The 17,268-nt window shown below is 63.5% G+C and carries 18 protein-coding genes and 1 pseudogene; 8 read left to right on the forward strand and 11 right to left on the reverse strand.

The features are described from left to right. The first annotated feature begins 166 nt into the window (after positions 1 to 166). From traC to KUG85_RS20445, 4 genes are all read left to right on the forward strand, one after another. Positions 167 to 430 carry a conjugal transfer protein TraC gene (gene traC / locus KUG85_RS20430; protein WP_223006686.1) on the forward strand — a complete coding sequence of 88 codons (264 nt, stop codon included), beginning with the start codon at positions 167 to 169 and terminating at the stop codon, positions 428 to 430. Positions 431 to 434: 4 nt separating this feature from the next. Next, a complete protein-coding gene (gene traD / locus KUG85_RS20435; RefSeq protein WP_223006746.1) occupies positions 435 to 650 on the forward strand; it encodes a type IV conjugative transfer system coupling protein TraD in 216 nt (71 codons plus the stop codon). Further along, positions 637 to 2,550 carry a Ti-type conjugative transfer system protein TraG gene (gene traG / locus KUG85_RS20440; protein ID WP_223006687.1) on the forward strand — a complete coding sequence of 638 codons (1,914 nt, stop codon included), beginning with the start codon at positions 637 to 639 and terminating at the stop codon, positions 2,548 to 2,550. The genes traD and traG overlap by 14 nt, the downstream gene beginning before the upstream one ends. Before the next feature lie 111 nt (positions 2,551 to 2,661). Continuing rightward, positions 2,662 to 2,928, forward strand: coding sequence for a WGR domain-containing protein (locus KUG85_RS20445; RefSeq protein ID WP_065818553.1), 267 nt, complete (start codon positions 2,662 to 2,664; stop codon positions 2,926 to 2,928). 88 nt (positions 2,929 to 3,016) lie between these two features. Here the strand turns inward: KUG85_RS20445 and KUG85_RS20450 are convergent, their stop codons facing one another. From KUG85_RS20450 to KUG85_RS20465, 4 genes are all read right to left on the reverse strand, one after another. Then, positions 3,017 to 3,334 carry a DUF736 domain-containing protein gene (locus KUG85_RS20450; RefSeq protein ID WP_223006688.1) on the reverse strand — a complete coding sequence of 106 codons (318 nt, stop codon included), beginning with the start codon at positions 3,332 to 3,334 and terminating at the stop codon, positions 3,017 to 3,019. 592 nt (positions 3,335 to 3,926) lie between these two features. Next, entirely contained in the window at positions 3,927 to 4,868 is a 942-nt protein-coding gene (locus KUG85_RS20455; RefSeq protein WP_223006689.1) for a hypothetical protein, read from the reverse strand. After that, a complete protein-coding gene (locus KUG85_RS20460) occupies positions 4,868 to 5,800 on the reverse strand; it encodes an ArdC family protein (RefSeq protein ID WP_223006690.1) in 933 nt (310 codons plus the stop codon). Before KUG85_RS20460 ends, KUG85_RS20455 begins: the two co-directional genes overlap by 1 nt. Before the next feature lie 237 nt (positions 5,801 to 6,037). Next, positions 6,038 to 6,223, reverse strand: coding sequence for a hypothetical protein (locus tag KUG85_RS20465; RefSeq protein ID WP_223006691.1), 186 nt, complete (start codon positions 6,221 to 6,223; stop codon positions 6,038 to 6,040). An 866-nt stretch (positions 6,224 to 7,089) separates the two neighbouring features. On the opposite strand from KUG85_RS20465, the gene KUG85_RS20470 reads away from it, so the two are divergent. Then, entirely contained in the window at positions 7,090 to 8,067 is a 978-nt protein-coding gene (locus KUG85_RS20470; protein WP_223006692.1) for an AAA family ATPase, read from the forward strand. A gap of 8 nt (positions 8,068 to 8,075) precedes the next feature. Further along, positions 8,076 to 10,562 carry a S8 family peptidase gene (locus KUG85_RS20475; RefSeq protein ID WP_223006693.1) on the forward strand — a complete coding sequence of 829 codons (2,487 nt, stop codon included), beginning with the start codon at positions 8,076 to 8,078 and terminating at the stop codon, positions 10,560 to 10,562. A gap of 265 nt (positions 10,563 to 10,827) precedes the next feature. On the opposite strand, the gene KUG85_RS20480 is transcribed toward KUG85_RS20475, so the two are convergent. From KUG85_RS20480 to KUG85_RS20510, 7 genes and pseudogenes are all read right to left on the reverse strand, one after another. Next, entirely contained in the window at positions 10,828 to 11,415 is a 588-nt protein-coding gene (locus tag KUG85_RS20480; protein WP_223006694.1) for a hypothetical protein, read from the reverse strand. Between the two features lie 503 nt (positions 11,416 to 11,918). Next, a complete protein-coding gene (locus tag KUG85_RS20485) occupies positions 11,919 to 12,236 on the reverse strand; it encodes a hypothetical protein (RefSeq protein WP_223006695.1) in 318 nt (105 codons plus the stop codon). Further along, complete coding sequence (locus KUG85_RS20490; RefSeq protein ID WP_252928172.1) at positions 12,233 to 12,433, reverse strand: hypothetical protein; 201 nt, start codon at positions 12,431 to 12,433, stop codon at positions 12,233 to 12,235. The genes KUG85_RS20485 and KUG85_RS20490 overlap by 4 nt, the downstream gene beginning before the upstream one ends. Next, positions 12,433 to 12,747, reverse strand: a pseudogene (locus KUG85_RS20495) (DUF7007 domain-containing protein); the annotation flags it as partial. The pseudogene KUG85_RS20495 and the gene KUG85_RS20490, both read right to left, overlap by 1 nt. After that, positions 12,647 to 13,105 carry a hypothetical protein gene (locus KUG85_RS20500; RefSeq protein ID WP_223017287.1) on the reverse strand — a complete coding sequence of 153 codons (459 nt, stop codon included), beginning with the start codon at positions 13,103 to 13,105 and terminating at the stop codon, positions 12,647 to 12,649. The gene KUG85_RS20500 and the pseudogene KUG85_RS20495, both read right to left, overlap by 101 nt. Before the next feature lie 90 nt (positions 13,106 to 13,195). Beyond that, complete coding sequence (locus KUG85_RS20505) at positions 13,196 to 14,863, reverse strand: ParB N-terminal domain-containing protein (RefSeq protein ID WP_223006696.1); 1,668 nt, start codon at positions 14,861 to 14,863, stop codon at positions 13,196 to 13,198. Positions 14,864 to 15,145: 282 nt separating this feature from the next. Continuing rightward, positions 15,146 to 15,961, reverse strand: coding sequence for a competence protein CoiA (locus KUG85_RS20510; protein WP_255606520.1), 816 nt, complete (start codon positions 15,959 to 15,961; stop codon positions 15,146 to 15,148). A 441-nt stretch (positions 15,962 to 16,402) separates the two neighbouring features. Here KUG85_RS20510 and KUG85_RS20515 point away from each other — a divergent pair, with 441 nt between their 5' ends. Both KUG85_RS20515 and KUG85_RS20520 read left to right on the forward strand, forming a co-directional pair. Continuing rightward, positions 16,403 to 16,753: an MbcA/ParS/Xre antitoxin family protein gene (locus KUG85_RS20515; RefSeq protein WP_223006698.1), complete on the forward strand. Its 351-nt coding sequence runs from the start codon at positions 16,403 to 16,405 to the stop codon at positions 16,751 to 16,753. A 2-nt stretch (positions 16,754 to 16,755) separates the two neighbouring features. After that, on the forward strand, positions 16,756 to 17,256 hold the full coding sequence (locus KUG85_RS20520) for an RES family NAD+ phosphorylase (protein ID WP_223006699.1): 501 nt from the start codon (positions 16,756 to 16,758) through the stop codon (positions 17,254 to 17,256). Positions 17,257 to 17,268: the final 12 nt, after the last annotated feature.

The following is a 17,268-nucleotide window of genomic DNA, read 5'->3' on the forward strand; positions in this document are numbered from 1 at the left end:
AGCGACGTATTACTGCGCCCTTGGAGGCATTCCTTCGGAACGCCGGGATGATCTCTCAAAGCGTCGGCTTCGCCGACCCGTCATTTCTGCCGGGTCGCGCTGCGCGCGATCCCGGCCGATCCTCGCCATCACTACAAAGCGAATGGTCGAGAAGGAGACGACCGGAATGAAGAAGCCGTCATCGAAGATCAGGGAAGAAATCGCCAGGCTGCAGGAGCGGCTCAAGCAGGCCGAAACGCGCGAGGCCGAGCGCATCGGACGGCTCGCCCTCAAGGCAGGACTCGGCGATATCGAGATTGAGGAGCGCGCGCTTGTGACCGCGTTCGAGGAACTCGCGGCGCGGTTTCGCAAGGGGAGCGGACGGGCGGTCAGGCCAGCATCCGCGCCGGTCGCGTCTGGCGCGGCTCATGGGCCGTCTGGCGAGGCTTGAGCGGATGCGACAGGCAAACCAGTCAGAGGCGCGCAAGAAGGATACGCGCGAGAAGATCCAGCTCGGTGGGCTGATCACCAAGGCCGGGCTTCGTTACGAGAAGCGCGCTCTGCTGCTCGGCCTGCTGATCGACGGCGCCAGCCGAATCAGGACCGACGAAGCCGAGCGCGCGCGGCTGACGGCGATCGGGATGAAGGTGTTCGCCGATGACCCCGACTAAGCTCGCCTTGCTTCTTGCCCCGGTCATAATCATGACTGGTGCCTGCCTCGCCCTGACAGGCATAGAGCACTGGCTCGCAGGCTTCGCCCGCGCGCCGGACGCGCGCCTGATGCTTGGCCGGATCGGCATCGCGCTGCCCTACGCGGCGGCCGGCGGGACCGGTGTCGTCTTTCTCTTTGCGGCCAGGGGCGCGATCTCGATCCGGCTCGCGGGCTGGGGGGTCGTCGCCGGCACGCTGGTGGTGATCACAATCGCTGCGGTCCGCGAGATCGGCAGGCTCGCCGCATTTGCTGCAACGGTGCCGCCAGGCACATCGATCGTCGAATACATTGACCCCGCCACGCTGACGGGGGCGGTTGTTGCGGCGGTCGCCGGCGTGTTCGGTCTGCGCGTCGCCCTGCGCGGCAATGCCGCTTTCGCGTCGGCCGCGCCCCGCCGGGTCTGGGGCAAACGTGCCATCCATGGGGAGAGCGCGTGGATGACCATCTCTGCGGCCCGGCGCCTCTTTCCCGAGGCCGGCGGCATCGTCGTCGGCGAGGCCTGCCGCGTCGACAGGCAGGCGGACGGCGGGCGCGGTTTCCGCGCCGACGACCGCGAGACATGGGGTGCTGGGGGAAAATCGCCGCTGCTGTGTTTCGACGGTTCGTTCGGCTCCTCGCACGGGCTGGTCTTCGCCGGGTCGGGCGGCTTCAAGACCACCTCGGTCACAGTCCCGACCGCGCTCAAATGGGGCGGCGGGCTTGTTGCGCTCGATCCGTCGAACGAGGTCGCGCCGATGGTGATCGGGCACCGGCGCAAGGCCGGCCGATCGGTCTTCGTCCTCGACCCGAAGGAGCCGGGCACCGGCTTCAACGTGCTTGACTGGATCGGGCGGTTCGGCGGGACAAAGGAAGAGGACGTGGTGGCGGTCGCCACCTGGGTCGTGACCGACACCGCCCGGCAGGCTTCGATCCGCGACGACTTCTTTCGCGCGTCCGCGCTTCAGCTCATCACTGTGTTGATCGCCGATGTGTGCCTGTCGGGACATACGGAAAAGGAAAACCAGCATCTGCGGCAGATGCGAGCGAACCTCTCCGAACCGGAGCCCAAGCTGCGCGAGCGGCTGCAGCTGATCTACGACAATTCCGAATCCGCGTTCGTCAAGGAGAACGTGGCACCATTCATCGCCATGACGCCGGAAACCTTCTCCGGCGTCTATGCCAATGCCGTCAAGGAGACGCATTGGCTTTCCTATCCGAACTATGCCGCGCTGGTTTCCGGCAACAGCTTCTCGACCGACGACTTGGCGGACGACGACACCGACGTGTTCGTCAATCTCGATCTCAAGACGCTCGAGGCGCATCCCGGACTGGCGCGCACCATTATCGGCGCCCTGGCCAACGCGATCTACAACCGAAATGGCAAGGTGAAGGGGCGCACCTTGTTCCTGCTCGATGAGGTCGCAAGGCTTGGGTACCTGCGCATCCTCGAGACCGCTCGAGACGCCGGGCGCAAGTACGGCATCAGCCTGCTGCTTCTGTTCCAGTCCATTGGTCAGATGCGCGAAACCTATGGCGGGCGCGACGCGACTTCGAAATGGTTCGAGTCGGCCTCGTGGATATCATTCGCCGCAATCAACGACCCGGAGACCGCCGATTACATCTCGCGGCGCTGCGGCAACACGACGGTCGAAGTCGACCAGCTCAGCCGGACGTCGCGCATGTCGGGTTCCTCGCGCACGCGCTCGCGGCAGCTCTCCGCGCGGCCACTGATCCTTCCGGAAGAGGTGCTGCGCATGCGCGGAGACGAGCAGATCGTGTTCACCTCAGGCAACCCGCCGCTGCGATGCGGCCGCGCCATCTGGTTCCGGCGAGACGATATGATCTCGGTCGTTGGGGAGAACCGGTTTCACCGGACGTAGTCGCCAAGAATCGCGCAAGGGTTCTCGGCATCAATGCCATGAATCGATGACCGTTCATCGATTCAAGAAAGTCGTTGGACGCCGCTTCCGTAGGAAGCGAGACTCCCCAGCATGAAAGATCTACATCCGGTTCATCTTCGCCGTATCGACCCGTCGCAGAACATGCGGCGGTTCTACAGCATTTCCCTTCAGCCCACATTGTTCGGCGGGGCGTCCCTCGTGCGCGATTGGGGCCGGATCGGAACGCGCGGCCAGTCGATGATCGAAACCTTCGACACGCCCATTGAGGCCAGCGATGCGATGACTCGGCTCGAACGGAGGAAGCGGCGCCGGGGCTATCTTGACCCGCAAGTCTCGCGGAGCGGCAGGCGGGAGTGAAGTGGACGACCGGTGTCGCATCTGGCGGCCGTCGTTTCGTCGACACAGAAATGGCCCCGCCTTCGCGGCGGGGCCGTTTGGGACCTCGTCAGTCTCGGTTGCCGTTGGGGCGGGACCAGATGAGCTGCACGCCTTCCTGGCCTTCCACTTCGATCAGGGTGGCGTAGATCGGAGCCGGGAAGCTCGGGTCGTCCAGCTTGACCGAAAGGTAGTCGCGTTCGGTCTGCTTGGCCTGTTTCTGCCACGCCGCACCCAGCTCAACTGCATTCGAGTAGATGCGGAAATGTGGTCCGTTCTCGGAAGGGTTTTCGACGCGCTCGAAGCGGGCCTTGACGTTGAGCGTTAGAGTTTTGATCGCACCCGTGAATCCGGTCTTGGTGGTGGTGAAGGTGCCGATGTTTGCCATTGTCGTGTTCCTTTCGAAGTTTCGAGCCGCGCCCATCGCGGTCTCGATGGCTGTCGAAAAGATCGGGAACGACCGGCACGCACCTGAAAGGCCGCAATGAAATGGAGGACGGCCGGGATGAACTTTCTTGGTTCGCGAGGAATGCGAACGTCGGTTCGCAGGGGAAGAAAGTTCCGGACGGGCGTTGCGAGATGCCGGACGAGGCGGAGCCGGTTCCCGGTCAGACATGCCCCATCGAGACCGCGCCGGGCGAGCTCCAGGACATCGAGGTGAAGGGAACATGACCATGGCGTTCGGGCCCGGAGCCATTGCTATTCCGCGACATCCGTCGGTGGGATCAATCGCGCGCTCGACGCTGGCGACCTTCACGGCAGCCGCCACGCCTGCAAACGGGCTCTATTCGCTCGTTCTCGCGCGCACGACGAAGGGTGCCCGTGAGCAGTCGGCCCAAGAACACAACCATCGCCCTGACCGTCCTCCGCTGGTCAGCCAGCTTCGGCAGAATTACCGCTTCCGGCATCCACTGGAAGCCCGCAGCCCGATGCCCACGATATCTCGCGACCGGACTGCAATCGAAAGGATCGAAGGCTGCCTAGACACCACACATGCCCTCGCACTCGTTCGGCCACAGGTCGAGTTGCCCGTGGTCGGACAGCGTCGACAGATCGGCTTCGTCAAGGGGAACGGCGGACCGATGGAGAAAGACCTCTCCCCGAATTCCACGCAAGGCCGTCCGGATGGCTCGATCGACCTCGACGGCATCGGACCAGGCAGCGGCATCATGATCGCGCACAGCACGCCAGCGCGCGTTGTCGTGAAACGGACACCCGATGCAGGCCGATTTCGGCGGGTCGGGGTAATCGTGGCGGCGCAGCCAGGCGAGGCAGTCCCGCCGGCTCATGCGCATCTCGATCAACGGCCAGCGGTTGACCTGCCAGGTTTCGCGGCTCGGCTTGACGCGCATGATCTCATCGCACGAGATTCCGATCCATTGCTCGACAACGGGATGGCCGGGCGAGCGCTTGCGGGCGAGCCCCGCAAGCTCCCTGACCTTCCGGCGGATCGGCACGATCTTGAAATCCGTGGTGCATTGACGCCGGATCATGCCGATGGAAACAGTGTCGCGTGTTGTGCGCCGTGTGGAGACCTCGACGAGCGCACCGGCCGCATCCTCGTCGAATACGGGCACGGAGGATCCCACCGGGGTGATGGTTTTGGCGAACGCCGGAATCGATGCCCAGCGTTTACCCTTCGCGGCGCCCATGAGCTGATCACGTATGTTGCCCGCCGAAACGAGATGGACGGGAAACGGTAGGACGTTGGGCGACCGCAGCCAGTCGAGATGCTCATAGACCGCCTTTGGCTCCCAGCCCGTATCGGCGAATATGGCGCAATCGGGCATCGGGCCGATTTCGCCATGGGCGGCCATCAGCGCCAGGGTGGTCGATTGGACGCCGGCGCCGAGCGATAGCACGCGCAGTCGGATGGCGGAGGGCTCGATGCCCTCCGCAGCAGCATTCGAAAAGGAAAGCATCAGGCCGCCTCCAACTGTCCCGTGCCGGTGGCGGAGGGCTGCAGACCGTGCAGATAGGTCACGGCCCGTTGCGCATGGGCGGCGGCCTGAAAAATTGCCCGCCGGTCGTCGGAAAGCACCCGCAACCAGCTCGCAACATAGGACGCATGGTCAGGCCGCGGTTCGAGTTCGGGAACAATGCCGAGGTCGGCACAAACCAGCGCCGAACCAATCTCCGCGACGAGCTCTTCACGCGCGCGCTCGGACTTGTCCCTGGCGTAGCGGCTCAGATCGCGGCCAACCCGCTCGGGCCTCGAGGTCCAATGGACTGTTTCGTGACTGAGCACGGCGACGTAGGATTCGGCGTCCCGGAACGTCTCGAAGGGCGGCATCTGGATGTGATCGCTTGCCGGCGCGTAGAAGGCCCGGGCGCCGCCATGACGGATCACCGCCCCGGTGTTGTCGAAGAAACGGTCGGCATGTTCGATCCGCTCGGCAGGATCGATGACCTTCGCGGGCCGGTGGTAATAGTGGTCGGGAAGCCCGTCGATCTGATCGCAATTGAAGACGGTGTACGTTTTGAGGAACGGAATATCGCGCTCCAATTCCTCGCCCTGCGCGTCCGTCTCGGTTTTCGTGAACCGGCTCGCATAGACGACCGTCGCGCCGGTTTCGCCCTTGCGGACTTGTGCGCCGATCTGTGCCGCCTGCCGATAGGTCATCCAGAGCGGTGCCGTGAACCCGCGCGCCAGGCTCTCCGACCACAGCAACAGGACGTTGATGCCGGTGTATGGCTCACCGGTGTGGCGCAGCGGCCGGGTTATCCGCCCGTCGGCATGGCCGGCGCTCCAGGGTTTCACCCATGGCCGCACGCCCTTCTCCAGATCGGCAACGATCTTTTCCGTGATGCGCGCGTAGATATCGGTCTTCGCGCCCTTTTCTTTCCTGCTCATTTCAACCTCCGTTTTTGGAGGCCGCGCCGATCGCGGCCCCGTCACGGGGCCGGTCAGGCGGAGCTTCAGGGCGCGCCTGCACCCGCAGGGCCGGACCAAAGGGGAGGACGGCGCAAAGCCGTTGCCGGCGCGGCCGGCTCTGCCCAGGCCACCGACCGGGACGGGCCGCGGTCGGCTCAAAAAGGAGGGGCGGCGACGCCAGGCGCCGCCGCTGCGGAAAGTGAACCGAGAGCCGGTTCAGTGAACCGCGTGTCCACCAGTGTAAGGATCGTATTCGAAGAGGATGTCGACCTCGGCGTCGTCGACTTCATCGGCGGGCAGCACCCCGTATGCGTCGTCGGACTGGAAGAGGACCACCGGGGTCATCAGGGTGCGGGCGAGTGTCCAGGCGTGTTTCTGGGCGAGGGAAAGATCGTGCGACATCCGAGGGCTCCATCGTTGGAGCGGGCCAATTCCCGCTCTGATGGCTCCGTCAGTGTGCGGCAAGCGGACGCGATCACCGTGAAGGCGTAAGCCAAACGGCCGCAGCTTCGCTAGCGGACCCTTTATGGGTTGATCGTGGAAGTTCCGCGGCCGCACCAGGAATGCCATCCCTGAAGAGCGGGATTGGATCGTCCTCAGGGGGTTGAGCCCGATGCTGCGCGCTTTCGTGCAGGGGGCACGCACCGGCGCTTCAGGCGGCACCCTGCTTGCCCGACCGCTGCATCAGTTTCAGAGCTGACGTGTGGCGCTCAAATGAGAGGAGCGCATTGGCCCGACATTTAGATGCCCGGAACAACACCTCGATCGTCCTGTGGGGCCGTGAATGGACCGGCGTCTGTTCGGGAGCGAGGCTCGGACTGCAGACATTTGCTTGCCTTCGAAATACAGAGCGAGTTCGAATCTCGTCCGGCGCCATTTACGAACAAGACTGGGCACTGCGCGCGGGATCGCTCCATTTCTCAGTAAGCGGTGTCGGGGACTTTCAGGACCGGGATGCTGCGGATAACGGTAGCGTGATGGTCAGGCCTTGCCGCATGCTCAGCGTCTTGTGAAGTTCTTATATTCGGATTTGGAGGCAACGATGTTTTAATATCTATTTGTAAGGCGTTGATACAATATTACTCGCGCGGAATCTAATTTTTACATATGAATCGTATCTTAAAAATGCTCCACAACCGGAGCCGAATAGACATACCAGCCCGCGATCCGCGCTTGCGCGGCAAGCGGTTTTGCGACATCAGTCGGCTGATCGTGTTCGTGGCCCGTTCCTGTCAGGCGTATGGCCGAATTAACGCAATGGACCGGATATGACGGCCTCAAAGCATCTCATAGCGCTCCTGAAGAGCCACATCGCTCGCGATGACGATCAGTTCCTGTCCATCGCGATGCAGGTGGCTGCCCATGAGGCGCGCAAAGGTCACGGTCAGGTTGCCCAGCAATTGCGGGCGCTCGTCGATCAGGCACGCAGCGGCAAGGTCGAGCGGGCGCGCAGGCCGGTTCCTATCGCACAGCCTAAAGGCGATCTCGCCGCGCTGGTATCGGTCAGTTTTTCAGAGACGCGGCTTGCCAGCATGGCTTTGACCGACGAACTGGAGCTGCGCCTCAAGAGAGTGCTTACCGAGCAGCGCCAGCAGCACAAGCTGGTCGAGCGGGGGTTACAGCCGCGACGGAAGCTTCTCCTTGTAGGCCCGCCCGGGTCCGGAAAGACCATGACCGCCGGCGCCCTGGCCGGCGAGTTGCATTTGCCGCTCTTCACTGTCGTCTTCGACACCCTGATTACAAGGTTCATGGGCGAGACCGCCTCTAAGCTGCGGATCATATTCGACGCGATGACCGAAACGCGTGGTGTTTACTTTTTTGATGAGTTCGACGCGATCGGTTCACGGCGATCCGAGCGCAATGATGTCGGGGAAATCCGCCGCGTCCTGAATTCTTTTCTCCAGTTTCTGGAGAAAGACGACAGCGACAGCCTCATCATCGCCGCCACGAACCATGTGGAACTGCTCGACCCGGCCCTGTTCCGGCGCTTTGACGACGTGATCCAGTACGGCCTCCCCGACGAAGGTGTGACACTGAAGATTCTTCAATCGCGGTTGGTCGGTTTTGAAGCCGATAAGCTTGACTGGGGCAAGGCTGTCGAGCTTACCGCGGGTCTAAGCCAGGCCGAAATCTCCCGCGCGGCTGACGAGGCCGCAAAGCGGGCGATACTGGCCGATCGCAGCAATGTCACCGACGAGGACTTGTCAGTCTCCATACAGGAGCGGGGTTCGGCAGCGCATAGGTAAGGGTACTGATGCCGAACGGGGAACAGCGGAATCTCAAGCACATTTATATTGCCGGTAACGGGCGGCGGGAGCAGTTCACGTGGCCAAGAGGCGGAGGCGGTGAAGTTGTGCTTCCGGCGCGCAATCGCGCGCAGCATGCGGCTCGGCTGGAACAGGCGTTGACATCCGCGATTGCCGCCGCAGCCGAACAGGCCGCAGCGCGCAATCCGGACATTGCCGGCGGGCAGGCCGGCTTCTATCTCGAATTTGATATAGGCAAAGAGCAGCGTGCGCTGCTCGACAAGCTCGAAGACAAGCGTGGCAAGGATCATATCGAGCTGGTGGCTGTGCGGCCCGCAGAGGCCGATCCGGAAACGCGCTTGTCGGCCACGGTGTTCGTTCCGGAGGCCAAGCGGGAACTCTACCTCAAGAAGGTCGAAGATTATCGGACGCAGGAGACGCCAACTGGCAAGCCCAAGAACCAGCCGCTGGTCGCTTCCTTGGAAGACGTGCGGCTTGCTCATGCCCGCTCGCTCTTCACGGATGACATTCAGCTGTTTCCGGCGGCAGGACAGCAGGCCTGGTGGGAAGTCTGGTTGCGCACGGGAGGCCGGCCCATCCTTGAACATGCGGCGAACATTCTCGATATCGTGCTGAGAGAGCATGTCGTTCGTTTCCCCGAGCGCGAGGTCGTGCTCGTGCTCGCGACGCCCAATCAGATCGGCATGATCGTAGCCAATACCGACGCCATTGCCGAACTCCGGCTCGCAAGAGATACGCCATCCGTATTTCTGGCGATGGACCCTGCTGAGCAGCGAGACTGGAGTGACGAACTGACCGACCGGTTGGAAGTGCCTGATGCCGACGCGCCATCAGTGTGCATTCTCGACTCCGGTTCGACGCGGATTCACCCCCTGATCGAACCGGTCCTCGATGCAGGAGACCAACAGTCATGGAACGGGGTTTGGCCGGTGGAGGACACGAGCCCCACATGGCGGGGACACGGAACGAAAATGAGCGGTCTGGCCCTGTATGGGGACCTTACCAATCCGCTTGTCAGTGCCGATCCGATCAGCCTTAGCCATGCGCTGGAGACAGTTAAAATCTTGCCGGATCAGGGGGGCAATGATCCCGATCTGTACGGATACATCACGGCGGAAGCGATCAGCCGCGCCGAAATACAAGCACCGGAGCGTTCGCGGGTGTTCTGTCTTGCCGTCACCAGTGCGGGCGATCATTGGCGCGGGCGTCCGTCTTCATGGTCTGCGGCGCTTGATGAGTTGGCCTATGGCGAAGGAGAAGTTCAGCGCATTGTTGCTGTTTCGGCAGGCAACGTGAACGCCCTTTATCCGGCAGCCGAGTATCTCGATCAGAATGATGCGGCGCCGATCGAAAGCCCGGCACAGGCGTGGAACGTGCTGACGGTGGGGGCGGTGACTGAGAAATGCACCATCACCGGTGCGACCTTTGCCGGCTGGAGCCCGCTGGCCGCTGTAGGCGATCTTTCGCCACTCAGCCGGACATCGGTGCCATGGCAACATGAGTGGCCGATCAAGCCGGATGTTGTCTTCGAGGGTGGCAATTACGGGGTCAATCCTGCAAACGGCGACAGCGATCATCTGGATGATCTCACCTTGCTGACGACGAACAATCGTTTGCAGGCCGGTTACTTCAACGTCATCGCGGACACGAGCGCTGCAACTGCCCTAGCTTCTCGCATGGCAGCGCAGGTATTGGCCGACCGGACGGAGCTTTGGCCCGAAACGGTCAGGGGGCTGATTGTTCATTCCGCTGACTGGACTCCAGCCATGCGCGGACATCTTCCGGTTAATCCGAAACAGAATCATAAACGCGTGCTGCTGCGCCGTTACGGATACGGCGTGCCTGATTTGGCCAGGGCGATCCGTAGCCAGAACAATGATGTCACGCTTGTGATCGAGAATTCGATGCAGCCCTTCTTCCTGGACGGCTCAACGATCAAGACACGCGACATGATTTTCCACGATCTGCCGTGGCCGGTGGAAACGTTGGAGGGCCTCGGTGAGGAACAGGTCGAGCTGCGCGTGACGCTGAGCTATTTCATTGAGCCAAATCCGGGAGAGCGGGGCTGGACGAAACGCCACCGCTACGCCTCGCACGGTCTTCGTTTTGCTGTGAAGCGGCCCGAAGAGGACGTGGATACCTTCCGTGGACGCATCAATGCGGCCGCGCGTGAAGAGGAAGATGGCGCTTACGGCGGTGGACAGGACGATGGATGGGTCCTGGGGCCGCGCCTTCGGGATCGGGGTTCCCTTCACTCGGACGTTTGGGAGGGTACGGCTGCCGACCTTGCCAATCGCCACGGCATAGCGGTCTATCCGACCGGCGGCTGGTGGCGTGAGAAAAAGCGTCTCGAACGCTATGACAGGGAAGTGCGCTATGCTCTCATTCTTACCCTGCGCGCGCAGACGACCATCGATCTCTACACCGAAATCGCCAATGCGATCGGCGTAGACGTCGAAGTGGAAACGGCCTGAGATGGCGAGCTAGGGTCGAAACTCATCTGACCCAGAACGCGATGAGGCTTGCGAGGGCCACAGCGGACAGGAAGTTGTGGGCGAGCTTGTCGCACCAAGAGTGCGTTCATCATTGCCTCCGTCGTCGTCCACAACGGAAGGAATCTGATGTGCTACACGCCTTCAAAACCCTGATTGGGTTCGGGTCAACGCACGAACGCGCCATAGAACGGGCATACACGCGGACCTGTTTTGATGGGCGGAGCCGGAGCTCCGCCCGAGCCGCTCAGCCAAGGGCGGCCATCTGCATTTCGGCCGCCTTGCGATCGACGGTCTGCCCGGGATTTTCGACATGGCGTTCGAAGGGCTTCCAGGCTTCGCCGACGACCTCTTCGTAGGCAGCCACCACACCTTCGGCGGCGCAACGGAGCGCGTGGGCCTGAATGCCCATGTCGGCCGCGAACTCGCGCTTGCGCTGGGCGGCGCTGTCGAAGCCAACAGGACCGTCGAGGTCCGCGTCGCGATCGTCGTTGGCGTTTCTGGCCGTGGCATCGCGGGCTTCCGATACCGCCCGGGAATAGAATTGACCGGCGCCGTGGGCTGAGCCGACATAGGAGCCGACGATCCGCTGGAGATGGATCTGCATGGCGCGTTCGCCGAGGCCTTCGTTCAAGGAGTCGGCCGTGTCAATGATGATCTTGCGATGGAGTTCGCGGATGCCGTCGCTGTCGATGACGGGGAGGCCGAAGCTTTCGGAGATGAGCGATGCCTGAGCGCTGTCGGGACAAGCGAGGCGGACCATTTCGAGGGAGGCGCCCTTGCGGAGCTGGACGACCTTGCTGGATTGACGGCTGGAACGAGCGGTTCTGGTCATGTGAGAGTCCTTTCCTTCACGGTCTTTCCGAAGGCCCGAGCCGGCCCCTGCCGGCCCTCCCTTCGGGCGCGGTCCAAGAAAGCCGGCGGAAGAAGGAGGCTTCAGGGTCCGTGCGGACCAAAGCCGAGCGGACCAGCCTTGCGGGCAAGCAGGGCTTATTGCCCTCGCGCCGTCCCGCGGGGCTGGTTTGCCGAGGCTGGTGCGCATGGCCGCTCCGCGGCGCGCCAGCGGCCTTGAAGGCTCCGGCCGCCGGTTTAGGACCGAAGCCAAAACCGAAGGGAGGCCGGCAGGGGTGGCCTTCCACCGAAGCTGACCCATGAAGGAAATGACGATGACTCGGAACCGCACGCCCGTCATCCCGAGTGGCTGGACACCCCAGCATCCTTGCGGCCGAACACTGCTGTTCTCGCTTCTCTTCCTGACGATGGCGGTCGCACACGCCCGACGAGCGAGCTCACGTGACAAGGCATCGATCGCATCAGTTCCTTCGACATCTGCAGGTATCAGCCGACAGGCGCCTTGCATGCGGGATCGGTGCGTTGATGGGCGGATCCGAGCCGTTGATCCGCGCTTGGCTCTCGCGCGGCGTTCCATTCGGGAAATGGCGTTGCTCCCGGCATGTAGTCGGCCGGAATTACGACAGGTGCCATCGATGCGGCGAGGTCCTCGCCGGCGACGGCCCAGTCGAGTATCGTGCCGGCCGCCGGAACAGCCGCTGCACAACGGTCGAGGCGGTTCTCCAAAGCAGCTACGACAGCCGAACGGGGACTGGCGGCGCGCGTGTCGACGAGGATGTGTACCGCGACGAGATAGGTGGTCATCGGTTGGGTTTCCGTGCTGGATAGTTGAAGCGTGGCGCGCGGATCGAGACGAGCACAGCGCGCTTCCAGGCATCGGCGCCTGTGAAGCGATGGCGATGCCGCGTGTGTTGGACGACAAGACGGGGATGTGCGCCCTCCATCCCGAACACAGCCTGCCAGCCGAAGCGGACCGCCATGGCCTTCCATGGAATCGACATCACCGCCCCCAGGCGACAAAGCTCGAGGGTCCGCCATAGGAAGCGTGGCGCGCCGGATCGACGACGAAGCCGAAACGGCCGACCTCGTACTCGCTGGCCGGGACCAGAAAGCGCCGGCGCTCCATTCCCTCACCTCGGCCACCACCGAGTGTGGCGATCACCTCAACGAAACCATCGTGGTGCTGTGACCTGATCGCCGACACGACGACCCAGTCACCGGCATGCCGCGCCTCGAACGTCCGGCGATCCTTCTCGCGGGATTCGCCAGGCTGCAGAACGGTTCCGAAGATCGGCGGCCTGGCGGCTGGTCGTGACATGGACGAGCTCGGCCTCATCGCCGGGGCGGTCGAACACGAGGACGGAGCCGATGGCGGGCCGTTCGACCACCGTGAAGGCGAGGTCGCAATCGACCGAAAAGGTCTTGAAGACCCGCAGGACGATCACCGCCTTGCTGCCGAAATCCCCTTCGTGAAGCGTGATCGCGGCCGGTATCGTGGTTTCACCGATGCGTGTGCCGGCCTGTTTCCTGACGAGCCGGCCGGTGTTGTTGCGACTTTCCCAGGCCCGCAGCTTGCGCCGATGGCGCTCCGGGGGGGGGGGCCGCAGGCTGCCGTCAGAATAGCGGATGATCGCGCCCATCGGCACGTGGTCAAAGATGAATTGCGCGGACACAGTGTGCTCCTGTTCTTGTTTGCTGAAACGAAAGCGCCGCCGGGGTGGACCGGCGGCGGGTCAGGCATTCGAAAGAGAAAGGTGGTGGGGCTATTCGGCGGCCTCGCGGAACCCTTCCCTGTCGTCGTGGTCCGGGTCGACGGGTTCGGCGTCCGTGCCGTCCGGCTCCTCGTCCTCCTCGGTGACCGTGTTGGAGGCCAGCCATGCGGCGAGCGCGTCGCGGTCGGGTGCGAAGAACGCCGAGGGATGAACGAAAGTCTGCTCGTTGAACGCCTCGACCAGCGCCGCCCGCGTATCCTTGACCCGTGCCCTGGGCAGGACGGACGTGCCTTCGCACGATGCCTCGAGGGCGGAGCGCGACAGGCAGGACAGAAATTCTTCCGTGCCCATATTCGGCAGGAAGCCGTCGGCACCGATCACATCGCCCGCAGCGCGGGCCACGATCCCGCTATTGGTCCGGTTCTCCTGGCAGGAGAGCACCTCGATCAGCATGGAGCGGACCGCGACGCGCAGGGTCTCCATGTCGAAGGAGAGCTTGCCCTCGGTGTCGAAGAGCGACGCCGCGTGACGCGCGATCCGCCGATTACCATAGTAATAGTCGTCTCCACCCCCATTGGCGGAATCGACCCTGACATTCTGGCCGGCGAAGGCGAGGACCAGCAAGGCCATCAGCGTGTCGTCCTCGATCGGGGCACGGCCGAGCGCCTCATGAAGCGCGTCGGTGCGAAGGTCGCCGATCATCTCGATGCCCTTTCGGGTGACGTCAGGCCGCGTCCTGGGCATCACCACGGCATCCTCGCCCGAAGATCCGTTGCCCTTGGCTGCTTTCGGCTCCGGCATCCGGAAATGAACGGTCTGCACCATACCGTCGCGGTCGAGATACATGGCTGTGTGATCGGACTTCTTCGGCTTGCCGTAGACCCGTTCGGCCTTCTTGGGCAGCTCCGGCTGGCCCCACGTATTGGCCTCGGTGATGACCCCCTTCTTGGGCAGGTTCCGCGTCATCCACTCCTGCTGGGCACCGAGATAGGCCTCGACGTCGGTGGTGTAGCGGCTGTCCTCATCGGCGGGCGCGAACAGGTCCTCGACCCAGGAAATGCCGTAGGCCTGAGCGAGCTCGTCGTCGAAACTCGCATCGCGCGCATACATGCGGGTCTTGGAAAGGCCGTTGGCCACGCTCCACCAGGGAACCTGCGGATCGCCCTTGCTGGGCTTGTGCGCCTTCCAGACCTCCTTCTGCTCCTCGAGCGAAGCAGCCGCGATCGTGCGTAGCTGGCTTTCGTTGGGCATGTCGCCCTTGGCCATATGATCGAGCATGGCAGGCAGCACATTGGCGAGCAGCCGCAGCTTTCGGATCTGGCGGACCGAAAGCGCGAGCGCCACGGCGATCGCCTCCTCGGTCCAGCCGATGGCGACGAGGCGCTCGATCGCCCGCCACTGGTCGACCGGATTGAGCCCCTCATGGGCGAGCGTTTCGACGAGCGAACGCATGGCGCCGCCATCCTCGGCGGCCTCTCCGACAATGACCGCGATCTCGTCGAGACCGGCGGCGATCGCCTGTTTGACGCGGCGATGCCCGGCCTGGATGACAAAACCGTTGCCGCCATCGGCCTGAGGCGCCACGACGGGCGGCTGCACGATGCCGACCGCCTTGATCGTTGCGAGCAGCAGCGCATCGGCCTGGGGATTGGATTTCGAGCGGCGGGCCCTGTCGGGGTTTTCGACGAGCGCGCGCGGATCAACGAGCTTGATTTCCATCGGGATGCTCCTTTCGGGGTTTGGGCCCGGCACCACGCCAGTCCCCTTTTTCGTCTTCTTCCCGAAGACATCCCCCGGCCCGCGGAGCAGACGGGCCGGTGCAACTGCGGCGGAGCATCCCTGTCCGGCAGGGCGAGCATGGCTCGTGAGCCATCGCGACGACCGACGGGCCGGGATCGCGAGCGGCGCGGTTGAGGTGAAACCGGCAGCGGCCTGGCCGCTCTGCGAGGGGTACTTCTTCCTCCCCTCCCTATCATGTTTACGGCTCTTGACTGCCGGTCGTCAGAACCGCCGCCGTTGCCGCGGCCTTCTCCACACGCGCCTGCGCTTCGATGGTTTTCCGGATGGGAGCCGGTGGCCCTCCTGCATTGCCGCCACGCGTTCCGCCCGGAACCGCGCCTGAAGGAAGCCGACGATCCCCACAGCGTCCAGGATCTGTGGACGCTCGCGCGCGGCCCGCACGAGAGTCTCGCGGCCGAGAGCCACGACGACGCCGTGGCCCTCCGCCCGCCCGGGCAGAGGCCCCCAAAGATAACGCTCGACCGGCATGGCACCCGGCGCAACGGGTCCCGCACCGGCGAAATCGAAAAAGGCGGGAGCCCGGCAATCGAGCCAGTTCGGCGGAAAACACTCTTCCGGGAAGGCGACCGTGTAGATTCCCCTCCAGGGCGTTGGCCGCAGCATTTGCCCACCTGCAGCAAAGCGCGGCGCATCGCGCTTGAGGCGGGTGCCGTCTACGACCCATATGAGGTTCGGATAGAAGGCCTCGCGCGCGGCGCGTTCGTCGGGCCGCAAATGGGAGTGCTGGAATTCGAGCACCAGTCCGTGCCCGGTCCTGACGTCGGCGATGTGTCGCTCGCCGTCGGCGGCAACATGGACGAACTCCCGCCAACCGGCCGGAAATCGGCTCTTCCATTGGCGATGCCATCGGGTTTCGGGTTCCCACCAGTGATCGCAGGTTCGCCTGCCGCGGTGCGCCCAGTGATGGACCCGCCGGTCGCCGCATTTTGCGACCATGGGCTGTCCGCAGCCCGGGCACAGGGCAGAAAGACCGTGGCTGGCTTCAACCCGTTCGTTGTTGACCAATGCATAGCGCATGTCCGGCTCCATATATATTGACGCGCATCCGCCAGAGAGGCGGGCGCCGATTGTTTGTTTTGGATGGAAGCAAACCGCAGCATGGCCAGTCGGAGCTGGTGCTGTCTTGATTATCTTCGGCGTGACGGGGCAATGCCGGTCGCCGGTTATGATGACGGAATGTCGAAGATGCCAGGCTCCGTCTTCTACTCAGGCATGTTGCAAGATTAGCCGCCGACCGGCTCCGGTCAACTCCGGATGATCGACTATCCTCAGAGAGAGTTCGTCACGCGGCGGCCCGTTCGGACACTGCCGCTGCGTCCGCGAGCTCGGCTTCGGTCTCCGCCAGTTGCCGGCGCTTGTCTTCACCCTCTCCCGCAAAACGACTGGCGCGGTCCTTGAATGCCGCTTTCTATGACGCTATACTGCGTCAGAAACAATGGCAATGAATGAGGCGGCAGGATGAACCTCGCACAATATTCAGATCACGGGTTGTTCGCGCCCAACAAGATCGCAACCGTCTTTCGCACGACGAGCGAAGAGATTGCGCGCACGGTCGGTCTTGGCAAGGACGCGATCCAGCGCAAGGATCGCGTCCGTTCGGACAAGACACAGCGCCGCCTGCGCGAAATGGTGGAGATCGTCAATAAGGTCGAACCGCGGTTCGGGTCCGCGCTCATGGCCTACGCCTGGTATCGGTCCGAGCCGTTGCCTGGATTCTCCGGGCAGACGGCCATGCAGCTGGTTCGCGACGGTCGGGCCGAAGAGGTTCTCGATTTTATCGATGCCATCGACGCCGGCGTTCACGCCTGATCGTGGCGCTCACCTATTCCGGAAAGCTCTACCGGGCAATCAATCCGGTCTTCGCGCGCGAACCGATGTCGGGGCGCGGTGCGGAGCGCTATGGGGGCCGGTTCAATCCGAAGGGTGTGCCGGCCCTTTACACATCGACATCCGTGCTGACCGCCCTGAGGGAGTCCAACCAGGTGGGCGATCTGCAGCCGACAACGTTGGTCTGTTACCGTGCCGAGATCGATATGGTCTTCGACGCCTCAGATACGGCCGCCCTTACGGCGGCGGGTCTTAACGAAGCCTCACTGGCAGATCCGACCTGGCGCGACCAGATGATCGAGACAGGCGAGGCGCCCACACAGCGTTTCGCGCGCAACCTGATTGCGGAAGGCTACAACGGGCTGCTCGTTCGCAGTTTCGCGAAGGGAGCCGGTCTTGGTGACATGAATCTGGTGCTCTGGAAATGGAGCGCGAGCGGCCCGTCCCGCCTGGAGCTGATCGATGATGAGGATCGGTTGGGTTGAGCGCAACGCGCG

Origin of the sequence: Nitratireductor rhodophyticola (assembly GCF_019891355.1) — a bacterium.
Taxonomy (GTDB): Bacteria; Pseudomonadota; Alphaproteobacteria; order Rhizobiales; family Rhizobiaceae; genus Nitratireductor; species Nitratireductor rhodophyticola.